Origin of the sequence: Kocuria sp. CCUG 69068, assembly GCF_020833785.1 — a bacterium.
Lineage (GTDB): Bacteria > Actinomycetota > Actinomycetes > Actinomycetales > Micrococcaceae > Kocuria > Kocuria rosea.
The window spans coordinates 1-11,857 of sequence record NZ_PDDL01000106.1 but is presented as its reverse complement, the minus strand read 5'-3'; the positions used below and the strand labels follow the sequence as shown (position 1 = coordinate 11,857).

Here is an 11,857-nt window from a genome sequence, read left to right as displayed (position 1 = left end):
CCGCGCCGGCACCCGCGCGCTGGAACGGCGCCGAGCCGGGCGGGGTGGCGGCGTGAGCGGCGTCGACGTCGCCACGTCGCCGGCCGGCACCGGCGCCGGGGGCACCCAGGACTGCGACACGTGCCTGAGCCCGGACTGCGACTTCCCCGCCGAGCTCTCCGCGCTCCCCCTCGTGGAGCTGCAGGTCCTGCACAGCCGGGTGGTCTGCCAGCTCGAGCACGAGTACCTGCTCAACACCGACGGCCCCCACCCCGTCACCCAGGACCGCCACGAGGAGCTCGTGGCGGAGCTCGAGGCCCGCCGGGACGCGGCCCCCGGGGCGTGAGCGGTTCTCAGGCGACGGACCGGGCCGCCCGGACGCGGGGCCGCCCGGCGGCGTACCGCTGGGCGAAGAGCACGACGATCAGGGCCACGTCCACCACGTCCCCGCCGTAGTACATGAGCTGCGCCCCCGTGCGGGCGTCCGACGCCCCGACCCCGTCCGGGGGGTGCCCGTACAGGTGCTTGGCGAGCGCCGAGTGGACCGCCACGAAGCCGACCAGGACCGCCGCCCGCACGCGGAAGGAGCCCCGGTGCGGGTCCGGGTCCACCCCGACCACGGCGGCGGTGAAGACGCAGCCCGCGAGGAGGACATGGAGGTGCACCGCCGAGGAGCTGGGGCGGGCGTTCCCGAAGGTGCCCGTCGTGGCGTCCTCGGGCGACGCGGTGCGCGCGGACGTCCCCGGCACGCCCGCTCTCGTCGTGGCCACCCCGGGCGCCGAGCCGGTCGCGGAGGGCGGCTACGCGGCCGCCCTGCTGCTGGACGGCAACCGGATGCTGATGCGCCTCGCCCTGCGCGCCGCGGAGCAGACGCTGCGCCGGTGGTTCAACGCCGCCGCGCTGGTGCGCCGCGCCCGGGACGGCGGGATCGTGGTGGTCACCGCGGAGCACGAGGCCGCCGTGGGCGCGCTCGTGCGGTGGGACCCGGCCGGGTACGCCGAGCGCGAGCTGGTGGAGCGCCAGTCCCTGGGCCTGCCCCCGGCCGTGCGCTCGGCGGCCGTGACGGGCCCGGCCGCGGCGGTCGCGGCGTTCCTGGCCGACCTCGAGCTGCCGCCCGCCGTGCGGGTCATCGGGCCCGCCCCCCTGGAGGACCACGAGCCCGGGCCTGAGGGGGAGCCGGCCCCGCACCGGGCGCTGCTGTTCTTCGGCTACGGCGTGGCCGGGGAGGTCACCCGCCGGCTGCGGGCCGCCCGGTCGAAGGCCTCCGCGCTGCGCAAGCACGCCCCGGTGCACGTGCGCTGCGACGTCACCGACCTGCTCTGAGGACCGCGCCGGCCCAGGCGCACCCGTGGTCGGCGCAGCGGCGGGTGCGCCCGGGTGTTGGCGCACGGGCCGCGGTGTGGTTGGTTGGTGTCCTGGGGCCGCGCCGCGGCCGGGAGTCGGAGGCCACCGTGGGCGAAGAGGTCAGTTCCCGCAGCTACACGCGCGAGCAGCGCCAGCGCTACCGGGAGAAGGTCCGTGCGGACCTCGACGTGTTCGAGCAGATGCTCGCCCGCGCCTCGTTCGAGTTCGACCGGCCCATGACGGGGCTGGAGATCGAGCTCAACCTCGTCGACGGGAGCTTCGACCCGCACTTCCACAACGACGAGGTGCTCGCCGCGATCGCCGACCCCGGGTACCAGACCGAGCTGGCGCGGTACAACATCGAGCTCAACGTGCCTCCCCGCCCGCTGCCCGGACGGGCCGCCCTCGAGCTCGAGGAGGACCTGCGCGCCTCGCTCAACGCCGCGGACGCCGCGGCCCGCGGGGTCGGCTCACGGATCGTGACGATCGGCATCCTGCCCACCCTGCGCCCCGAGCACTACGAGCAGGAGTGGATCAGCGACAACAACCGCTACACGGCGCTCAACGACTCCATCTTCGTGGCGCGCGGGGAGGACATCCGCCTCGAGATCGAGGGGCCCACCGGCGAGCGGGTCGACACCTGGTGCGACTCGATCGCCCCCGAGTCGGCGTGCACCAGCGTCCAGCTGCACCTGCAGGTCGCCCCCGCCCAGTTCGCGGCGCACTGGAACGCCGCCCAGGCGCTGTCCGCCCCGCAGATCGCCCTCGGCGCGAACAGCCCGTTCTTCTACGGCCGGCGGCTGCACGCCGAGACCCGGATCGCGCTCTTCACCCAGGCCACGGACACCCGCCCGGTGGAGCTGAAGAACCAGGGGGTGCGTCCCCGGGTGTTCTTCGGCGAGCGGTGGATCACCTCGATCTTCGACCTGTTCGAGGAGAACGTCCGCTGGTTCCCGGCGCTGCTGGCCGAGAGCTCCGAGGAGGACCCGGCCGCGAAGCTGCGGGCCGGGATCGCCCCGGACCTCTCGGAGCTGCGGCTGCACAACGGGACGGTCTACCGCTGGAACCGGCCGATCTACGACGTCGTGGGCGGCCGGCCGCACCTGCGGGTGGAGAACCGGGTGCTGCCCGCGGGCCCGACGATCACCGACGTGATGGCCAACGCCGCGTTCTACTACGGGGCCGCGCGCGTGCTGGCCCGGCAGGAGCGGCCGGTGTGGACCCGGATGAGCTTCCCGGCCTGCGCCGAGAACTTCACCCGCGCCGCCCGGGACGGCATCGACGCCCGGCTGTACTGGCCCGGCTACGGGGAGGTCAGCGCCGACGAGCTCGTCCTGCGCCACCTCCTCCCGCTGGCCCACCAGGGCCTCGAGGAGTGGGGGGTGGCTCCGGAGGTGCGCGAGCGCTACCTGGGGATCATCGAGGGCCGGTGCGTCTCGGGGGTCAACGGCGCGGTGTGGCAGACCCGGGCGGTCGAACACTTCGAGCGCCACGGCGCGGACCGGCCCACCGCCCTGCGCCGGATGCTGGAGGCCTACGCCGAGCACATGGACGAGAACGAGCCGGTGCACACCTGGTCGGTGCCCTAGGGGCCACGCGGGCGCCGCGGGCGGGCCCCTGCGCCGGTGCGGGGCTCAGGTGCCGATGGGCTCCACGTCCTCGGCCCGCGCAGGGACCGGTGGCGGGACCGCATCGGCCGCGGCGGGCTGCGGGGGCGTCAGGACCGAGGCGTAGGCGTGCTCCGTGGAGTACCGCAGGAATGACAGGTGGGCCTCGTAGCGGTCCAGGACGTCGTTGATCAGCTGCTGCTGGGTCAGTCCCATCAGGTCGTAGCCCTCGCTGCCGGTCTGGGTGAACACCTCGAGCCGGTAGTAGACGTCCGTCTCCCGGGACATGCTGCGGGCCCCGATCATCGGCACCGGCGCCCGGACGGCCGCCACCTGGTAGTGGAAGTCCCGGTGGTCGGCCATGTTCACGACGAGCGCGTGCTCGTCGATGCCGGTCCCGGTGTTCGGGGTCGTGCGCAGCTCCGCCTGGTGGCCCAGGTCGCGGAACTCGTCGGCGACGTCCTGGAGCGCGGGTCGCACGACGCGCCCGACGAACTGGGCGACGGCCTTCTGCGAGGGATAGGACCGCAGGCGGGCCAGGCGCTGCCGCCACGTCTTCTCGGGGACCAGGCCGCCGTGGACCGCGTCGAAGCGCCGGCGCAGGGTCCGGCCCTCGCGCTCGGCCCGCTCCATCCGCAGCACCTTCGAGAAGGAGGCCATCACGAGGAAGGCGATGACCGTCACCGGCAGCGCGAAGATCAGCGTGGCGTGCTCCATGGTGGTGACGCCCCCGGCCACGAGCATGGCGATGGTGAGCACCGCGGTCAGCAGCGCCCAGAAGATCCGCAGCCACTTCGCCCCGTCCTGCGCCGGGTCGGGGATGGTCGAGGAGAAGTTCGACATCACCATCGCACCCGAGTTGGCGCTCGTCAGATAGAACAGCAGCCCGGACAGGGTCGCCAGCCCGATCAGGAACGCCGCGCCGGGGAACATCTCGAGCAGTGCGTACCAGCCCTGCTCCGGGCTCTCCACGGCCAGCCGGGCGAACTCGGTGTTGCCGCTGAGCACCTCGTGCATGGCGGAGTTGCCGAAGACGGTCACGATGAAGAAGTCGCAGAGCACGGGTGCGGTGATGGCCGCGACGACGAACTCCCGCAGCGTCCTGCCCCGTGAGATGCGGGCGAGGAACAGTCCGACGAACGGTCCCCACGCCAGCCAGAAGGCCCAGAAGAACAGGGTCCAGCCGCCCATCCACTCCGAGCCGCCCTCCACGTAGGCGAAGGTCTGCACCGTGCGCTCGGGCAGGGTGAAGACGAAGCGGCCGATGTTCTCGACCATGGCGTTGAGCAGGAAGGCGGTCTCGCCGGTGACGAGGATGTAGAGCATCATCGCGCCCGCGCTCCAGAGGTTGAGCTCGGAGATGACCCGGATGCCCCGGTCCACCCCGGAGGTGCAGGCCGCGACCGTCATGACGACGGCCACCAGCACGAGGGCGATCTGCAGCGCCAGGCCTTCCGGTAGCCCGAAGAGCCAGGCAAAACCGACGTTCAGGAGCACGACCCCGATGCCCATCGAGGTCGCCACGCCGAACACGGTGCCCACCAGGGCAAAGACGTCGATGACATCGCCGGTGGTCCCGCGGACGCGCCGGCCGAGCAGCGGGTACAGGGCGGCCCGGATGGAGAGCGGCATGCCCCAGCGGTAGGCGAAGTAGCCCATGGCCATGCCCAGCAGGGCGTACATCGACCACCCGGCCACGCCGTAGTGGAACATCGTCCAGACCACGGCGTCCTGGGCGGCCTCGGCGGAGCGGGGGTCGGCCGCGGGGGGAGCGACGAACTGGGTGATCGGTCCGGTCACCGAGTAGAAGAGCATGTCGATGCCCACGCCGGCGGCGAAGAGCATCGCGACCCAGGTGAAGAGCCCGTACTGCGGGCGGGAGTGGTCCGGGCCCAGCCGGACGCTGCCCTCCTTGGAGAAGGCGACCCAGAGGACGAAGAGGATCACCAGGGTCACCGTGAGGACGTAGAACCAGCCGAGATTGGTCGCGATCCAGCCGACGACGTCCCGCATGGCGCTCGCGGCGTGGTGCGGGGCGGCCATCGCCCAGACCGAGAACGCGAGGACGACCAGGGAGGACGTGACGAAGACCCGCCAGTTGACGCGGGGCTCGCGGTCCTCGGCGAGCTCGGCCGGGCCCTTGCTCAGCTCGGTGCTGGAGATCGGGGGGAGCTCCTCGTGGGGAAGGCGTGAACGGCGGCGCACGGCCGCGCCGACCCGGTCCCGCTCGACCATCGCCCTCGACGGCTCGGGCTCCGGCCGCTGGTCGTCGTCTGCTTCCGTCACTCGATCGGTCCTTTCCTCGGGTGGGGCTGTCCGGGTGGCGCGGCGCGGTGCGCCGGCGACCGGGCGAGGACCTCTCGGAGACGACGCACCGGCCTGCTGCGCTCCTTGCCGCTGGTGGCCGTGCTCGTGCGGCGGCGGTGGCAGGCCCCCGGGTTCCGGGTCCGCCGGCTGCGGAGGGTGCCCGGTCCGGCGTGGTGCCGTGGCCGGCAACGGTGCGGGCCGTGGCGCCGTCGTCGTGCCGGGTCGCCGCGGGAGGTGCGCTCAGAGGCCACGGGGCGCTTCCCGTCCGCCGGGGCCGCCCGGGGTCGGTCGGGGCGGCGCGCCGGAGCACGGCGAGGGGAGCGGGCCCGGGAGGTCCTCCGGGTCGGCATGGGGCGTGCCCCCAGGATGCCCGCCGAGGTCCCCGCGCGTCCAACGATCAGAGGCGATCGACATCATCGGCAACCGCGATGGAACGACGGCGGGCCCCTGGATCCGCGCGGCGGCCCGGAAGGGTCAGGCGGGAGCGGGGTGCTGCAGGCTGTGGTCCCAGAACCGTTGGGCGACCTGGGAGATCCGGCCCCGGCGGTGGACCAGGACCGTGCTCCACTCCAGGCGGGGACCGGTGTAGTCCACGATCCGCACGTCCGATCGGCCGGTCACGACGAAGCGGGGAACCATGGCGATGCCGCTGCCGGAGGCCACGAAGTCCGGCACGGCCGTCAGGTCCGAGAGCTCCACCGCCCGCCGGCGGACCAGTCCCGCGGCGGAGAAGGCGCTGTCGACGATGTGCCGCACGGCCTGGCCCGCCGCCGTGTCGATCCAGGGGTGCTCGCTCAGCTCGGCCAGGGTGGGCGGGGAGGCGGCGTCCGCGGCCAGGGGGTGCCCGGAGGGCGTGATGAGCACGAGCGCGCCCGAGGCCAGCGGGGCGGTCACCAGGTCGTGCACCACGGCACGGGCGGGCAGGGACACCACGGCGAGGTCCAGCTCGTGGGCCCGCAGCCGCGTCAGCAGCCCCTCGGAGCCGGCCGGATCGGTTCTCAGCGAGACCTGAACGTGCGGGTGCTCGGCGGAGAACCCGGCCAGCATCCCCGGCAGGTCCAGATGGCTGATGGGGTTGATCGTGCCGATCCGCAAGGAGCCGCGCCGGCCGCCGTCGGCCTCGAGCACGTGCTGGCGCAGGTCCTGTCCGAGGTGCAGCCAGGCCGGCGCCTCCTCGGCGAGCACCAGCCCGGCCATGGTCAGCCGGGCGGTGCGGCGGGACCGGTCGAACAGCCGGACGCCGAGATCCTGCTCCAGGGCCCGGACCCTGGTGCTGACGCTCGACTGCACCGTGCCCAGCTCGTCGGCCGCACCGGCGAAGGTGCCGGTCCCCACCACCGCGAGGAAGGCCTCCAGCTGTCTCGTCTCCACCGGTCCAGCGTAGCCGCGTGACGGAGGACCCGCGGGGGCTCGTGGACTCCGTTAGGACGGTCCGGTCAGGGGGAGCGGTGCCGGGAGCGGGACTCGTGGACGCCGCGGGCGACCGCCAGCAGCTCGCGCGCGGAGTCATCCCACGAGTAGGCCCGGGCCCGCTCGAGCCCGGCCAGCACCCGGGCGCGGGCCCGGTCCGGGTCCTCGAGGGCGCGCACGGCGGCGGCGAACCCGGCGTCGTCGTCGGGCGCGGCGTAGCCGGCGGCGTGCCCGGCGACCTCCCGGAAGATCGGCAGGTCGCTGCACACCACGGGCGTGCCCGCCGCGAGCGCCTCCACGAGCGGCAGCCCGTAGCCCTCGGCCCGGGACGCGTGCACCAGGGCGGCCGCTTCGGCGAGCAGGGCGGCGTACTCGGTCTCGTCCACCCCGTCGTGGAAGACGACCCGCGCCCCGTCCGGGACGAGGGCCTCCAGCTGGGCGCGGCGGGCCGGGGAGATCCGGGAGAGCAGGTGCAGCTCGTGGTCCGGGAGCCGGCCGGCCGCGCGCAGCAGGGTCTCCACGTTCTTGTACGGCAGGAAGGAGCCCATGTAGAGCAGCTTCCGGCCGCGCCGGGGCAGCCGTGCCAGGGCCTGCCCGGTGGGGAGCACGGACCCGGGCTGGGGGGCGTTGGGCACCACGTGCACGGGGCGGCGGGTGAGCCGGTGGGCGGCGATGAGCTCGCGGGTGGTGTCCGAGACGGTCACCACGGCGTCGGCGCGGTCCAGCAGGACCCGCTGGGGCCACCAGGCCCGGTGGTAGAGCCGCCAGCCCGCGCGCACGGCGGCGGGCAGGTCCCCGGGCGGCTGGGGGTGGTCGTAGTAGATGAGGTCGTGCAGGGTGAGGATCAGCCCGTGCCGGCGGCCCGCGGAGCCCATGGTCTGCATGGGGGAGAACACGACGTCGGGCGCGTACCGGTTGAGCACCAGCGCCGTGGCGGCCTCGGCGGCCGACACGGGGGAGGGCCCGGTGACGTGGGGGAGCCCCGGCAGCAGGGCGAGCTGGCGGGGGTCGCTGACGAGCAGGGCCACGTCCAGCCCTGGGGTCGCGCCGGCGAGACCGGCCACGGCCTCGGCCAGGCTCGCCCCGTAGCGGCTGATCCCGTCGTGGCGGTCGAGACGGGTGTAGCGGGCGTCCAGGAGCAGTCTCACCGGCGGCGTCCTGCCTGCTGGTCCCGGCGGGCCCGGTGCCCGCGGCGCACGATGCGCTGCAGACCGGTGAACGGGGCGGTGTCGGGGGCGGGGGCGTCGACGGGGGGCGCCTGCGCGTGCAGCGCGGGCGGCCCGCCGTCCGGTCCGGGGGGCGGGCCGGGGACCGGCTCGGGGGCGGGGGAGGAGAGGAAGTCGTGGACGAGCTCGGCGGTGCGCCCGGGGGCCTCGTAGTGGATGAGGTGGCCCACGCCGTCGAGGACCTCGAGGCGGTGCCGGGGGATCCAGGAGGCCATGGTCCGCTGCGCGGCGAGCGAGCCCAGCTCGTCCTGGGCGCCCACGACCAGCAGGGTCGGCATGCTCAGCTGCATCGCGACCTCCGCGACGGTGTGCGAGACGGAGGCCTCGTAGGCCTCCAGCAGCACGTCCCGGTCCGCGAAGGACGAGAAGTAGGCGCGGTGCTGGTGGCGCACGTAGCCGCGCACCCGGGGGTCCTGCGACTTGGTCATCACCCCGCTCATCGCGTCCGTGACGAGCCAGCTGGAGAGCAGCCGCCGGCCCAGCCGCCGGGGCAGAGCCCGGCCCAGCCGGTAGTAGCCCACCGTCAGGCGGCTCAGCAGCGCCTGCTCGCCCTCCAGCGCGGGTTCGCAGATCGGGTTGACGAGCACCAGCCGCTCGACCATCGCCGGGTGCGCGGCGGCGAAGTGCGCGGCGACCACCGAGCCGAAGGAGTGGCCCAGCACGGCGACCCCGTGCGGGGCGCCGTCGTGCACCGCGCCGTCGGTGAGGGTCTCCACGAAGCCGCGCAGGAACTCCGCGTACCCGGCGATGTCGTGGGGCCGGTCGGGGAAGGGCTCGGAGCGGCCGAAGCCGGGCAGATCGGGGACGACCACGTGGTAGCGCTCGCGGAGCCGGTCGGCGACCAGCTGCAGGCCGTGGTGGTCGCCGCGGAAGCCGTGGACCAGCACGAGCAGCGGCTTGGGGGCCCGGTCGACGTCGTAGAACCAGTAGCGCACCTTGTGCCCGTCCAGGACCATGCTGCGCCGCTCGGCCCAGGGGTTCTGCACCGCGCTGCCCGGAACGTCGGCGTCGCGGCCCGTGCCGGTGGGCCCGCCGCCGTCCGCCGCGCCGTGCCGTGCGCCGGCCGCTGCCGCCATGGTTCCTCCCTGCGGGCCCGGCAGGCGCCCGGTGCGTCCCGGCCCGCTGTCGATGCTAGCCCCTGCGGGCCGGGGGGCCGGGCGGCGCTGGGCTAGGATGGGACGGATTCCACCACCGTCGGCGCACCGCCGGGCATCCGTGATGCCCGGGTGCCGCACACGCGACCGCGCGCCGCCCGTTCCGGGGCCGGCGGCGGTCCACGACCGCGAAGGCGAGGACCGTGACCGAACAGCAGCACACGACCGAGACCACCGGGTACGACTTCCGTGCCATCGAGGCGGCGTGGCCGTCGTTCTGGGCGGAGCAGCAGGTCTACGCGCCCGTCGACGACGGCTCGCGGGAGCGCCGCTACGTCCTGGACATGTTCCCCTACCCCTCGGGCGACCTGCACATGGGGCACGCGGAGGCCTTCGCGATGGGGGACGTGGTGGCCCGGTACTGGCGCCAGCGCGGCTACGACGTGCTGCACCCGATCGGCTGGGACTCCTTCGGGCTGCCGGCGGAGAACGCGGCGATCAAGCGCGACGCCCACCCGGCGGAGTGGACCTACGCCAACATCGAGACGCAGAAGGCCTCCTTCCAGCGCTACGCGATCAGCGCGGACTGGTCCCGGGAGATCCACACCTCCGACCCCGAGTACTACCGGTGGACGCAGTGGCTGTTCCTGCAGTTCCACCGCAAGGGCCTGGCGTACCGGAAGAACTCGCCGGTCAACTGGTGCCCCAAGGACCAGACGGTGCTGGCCAACGAGCAGGTCGTCAACGGGGCGTGCGAGCGCTGCCACACCCCGGTGACGAAGAAGGCCCTGAACCAGTGGTACTTCAAGATCACCGACTACGCCGACCGGCTGCTCGACGACATGGCCGCGCTCGAGGGCCACTGGCCCGAGCGGGTGCTGGCCATGCAGCGCAACTGGATCGGGCGCTCCGAGGGAGCCCACGTGCGCTTCGCCATCGAGGGCGCCGGCGAGGGCGGCACGGACCGCGAGGTCACCGTGTTCACGACCCGCCCCGACACGCTCTACGGCGCCACGTTCTTCGTGGTCGCCGCGGACGCCGAGCTGGCCGGGCAGATCGTCGCCCCGGAGCACGCGGCGGAGCTGGCCGCCTACCGGGAGCAGGTCAAGGCGCTGTCCGACATCGAGCGCCAGGCCACCGACCGGCAGAAGACCGGGGTGTTCCTGGGCCGCCACGCCGTCAACCCGCTCAACGGCGAGAAGCTGCCCGTGTGGGCCGCGGACTACGTGCTGGCCGACTACGGCACGGGCGCGATCATGGCCGTGCCCGCCCACGACCAGCGCGACCTCGACTTCGCCCGCACCTTCGACCTGCCCGTGCGCGCGGTGCTCGACACCGGCGAGGAGGACCCCGCCGTCACCGGGACCGCCACCACGGGCGAGGGCACCCTGATCAACTCGGGCGAGCTCTCCGGGCTGGAGAAGACCGAGGCCATCGAGCGCGCCATCGGCCTGGTCGAGGCCGCCGGGACGGGCAACCGCCAGGTCAACTTCCGGCTGCGCGACTGGCTGCTGTCCCGCCAGCGCTTCTGGGGGGCGCCCATCCCGATCGTGCACTGCGGGGCCTGCGGCGAGGTGCCGGTGCCCGAGGAGCAGCTGCCGGTGCGGCTGCCCGACGACCTGCGCGGCGAGCAGCTCGCGCCCAAGGGCCGGTCCCCTCTCGCGGCGGCCGAGTCCTGGGTGCACGTGAACTGCCCCTCCTGCGACGGCCCCGCCCTGCGCGACACCGACACCATGGACACGTTCGTGGACTCCTCCTGGTACTACCTGCGCTTCGCCTCCCCGAACGACGAGACCGCGGCGTTCGACCTCGAGCAGACCCGCAAGTGGCTGCCCGTGGACCAGTACGTGGGCGGCGTGGAGCACGCGATCCTGCACCTGCTCTACTCCCGGTTCTTCACCAAGGTGCTCTTCGACCTGGGGCTCGTGGACTTCACCGAGCCGTTCAAGGCGCTGCTGAACCAGGGCCAGGTGCTCAACGGGGGCCGGGCGATGTCCAAGTCCCTGGGCAACGGCGTGGACCTGGGCGAGCAGCTCGACCGGTTCGGCGTGGACGCCGTGCGCCTGACCATGGTCTTCGCCTCCCCGCCGGAGGACGACGTGGACTGGGCCGACGTCTCCCCGCAGGGCTCCCAGAAGTTCCTGGCCCGGGCCTGGCGCCTGGCCCAGGACGTGACCGGCGACCCCGGGGCCGACCCGGCCGACGGGGACCTGACCGTGCGCCGGGCCACCCACCGGGCCGTCGAGGACGCCGCCCAGCTGCTCGACGCCGCGAAGTTCAACGTGGTGATCGCCAAGACCATGGAGCTGGTGAACGTGGTCCGCAAGGCCATCGACTCCGGCTGCGGGCCCGCCGACCCCGCCGTGCGCGAGGCCGTCGAGGCGGTCGCGGTCCTGCTGTCGCTGGTCGCCCCGTACACGGCCGAGGACATGTGGCACGCGCTGGGCCACGAGGGCTCCGTCGTCGTCGCCGGCTGGCCCGCGGTCGACCCGGAGCTGCTGGTGGACGACACCGTCACCGCCGTGGTGCAGATCAAGGGCAAGGTCCGGGACCGGCTCGAGGTGCCCGCCGACATCGGCGAGGACGCCCTGCGCGAGCTCGCCCTGGGCTCGGAGACGATCCGCCGCCAGCTGGGTGACGCCCAGATCCGCAAGGTGATCGTGCGCGCGCCCAAGCTCGTCAACATCGTGGCCTGAGCCGCCGCTCCCGCACGGGAGCACGACGACGCCCCGCCGCTCCCGGCCCCCGGCCCGAGCCCCCGCCCCGCACCCGGGGGCCGGTGCCCGGACCGGGGGCCGGGCCGGTGTTCAGGCCGGTGTCCGGGCTCCACAGTCCTGCTCCGGGCCCGCGCGCGTCCCCAGCGGGGCCCCGTTCGGCGCGTGGGACCGGC

The 11,857-nt window shown here is 74.1% G+C and carries 8 protein-coding genes and 1 pseudogene; 4 read left to right on the top strand and 5 right to left on the bottom strand.

From position 1 onward, the window contains the following. Window positions 1–325: pseudogene (locus CRM73_RS15730) on the top strand (hypothetical protein); the annotation flags it as partial. A 7-nt stretch (window positions 326–332) separates the two neighbouring features. Here the strand turns inward: CRM73_RS15730 and CRM73_RS15725 are convergent. Then, window positions 333–644, bottom strand: a complete 312-nt coding sequence (locus CRM73_RS15725; protein ID WP_370658554.1) for a cytochrome c oxidase assembly protein — start codon at window positions 642–644, stop codon at window positions 333–335. 40 nt (window positions 645–684) lie between these two features. Between CRM73_RS15725 and CRM73_RS15720 the strand changes: the two genes are divergently transcribed. Next, window positions 685–1,302 carry a hypothetical protein gene (locus CRM73_RS15720; protein WP_370658553.1) on the top strand — a complete coding sequence of 206 codons (618 nt, stop codon included), beginning with the start codon at window positions 685–687 and terminating at the stop codon, window positions 1,300–1,302. A gap of 128 nt (window positions 1,303–1,430) precedes the next feature. Then, window positions 1,431–2,912 carry a glutamate--cysteine ligase gene (locus CRM73_RS15715; protein ID WP_017832312.1) on the top strand — a complete coding sequence of 494 codons (1,482 nt, stop codon included), beginning with the start codon at window positions 1,431–1,433 and terminating at the stop codon, window positions 2,910–2,912. Window positions 2,913–2,957: 45 nt separating this feature from the next. Here the strand turns inward: CRM73_RS15715 and betT are convergent, their stop codons facing one another. The 4 genes from betT to CRM73_RS15695 all read right to left on the bottom strand — a co-directional run bounded on the left by betT (window position 2,958) and on the right by CRM73_RS15695 (window position 8,949). Further along, entirely contained in the window at window positions 2,958–5,165 is a 2,208-nt protein-coding gene (betT, locus tag CRM73_RS15710) for a choline BCCT transporter BetT (protein ID WP_255662964.1), read from the bottom strand. A gap of 546 nt (window positions 5,166–5,711) precedes the next feature. Then, window positions 5,712–6,608 (bottom strand): LysR family transcriptional regulator, encoded by an 897-nt coding sequence (locus CRM73_RS15705; RefSeq protein ID WP_229588399.1) that lies wholly within the window; start codon window positions 6,606–6,608, stop codon window positions 5,712–5,714. A gap of 65 nt (window positions 6,609–6,673) precedes the next feature. After that, entirely contained in the window at window positions 6,674–7,795 is a 1,122-nt protein-coding gene (locus CRM73_RS15700; protein WP_115162681.1) for a glycosyltransferase family 1 protein, read from the bottom strand. Beyond that, the gene (locus CRM73_RS15695; protein ID WP_115162680.1) at window positions 7,792–8,949 is read right to left on the bottom strand and encodes an alpha/beta fold hydrolase; all 1,158 of its coding nucleotides are present in this window, start codon (window positions 8,947–8,949) and stop codon (window positions 7,792–7,794) included. The genes CRM73_RS15700 and CRM73_RS15695 overlap by 4 nt, the downstream gene beginning before the upstream one ends. Before the next feature lie 221 nt (window positions 8,950–9,170). On the opposite strand from CRM73_RS15695, the gene leuS reads away from it, so the two are divergent. Next, window positions 9,171–11,663 (top strand): leucine--tRNA ligase, encoded by a 2,493-nt coding sequence (leuS, locus tag CRM73_RS15690; protein ID WP_229588397.1) that lies wholly within the window; start codon window positions 9,171–9,173, stop codon window positions 11,661–11,663. The last annotated feature ends 194 nt before the right edge of the window (window positions 11,664–11,857 follow it).

What these genes read in the sequence shown, in the direction of transcription:
- CRM73_RS15695 (WP_115162680.1), bottom strand. Translation starts at nt 8,949, where the DNA reads ATGGCGGCAGCGGCCGGCGCACGGCACGGCGCGGCGGACGGCGGCGGG.
- betT (WP_255662964.1), bottom strand. Translation starts at nt 5,165, where the DNA reads ATGGTCGAGCGGGACCGGGTCGGCGCGGCCGTGCGCCGCCGTTCACGC.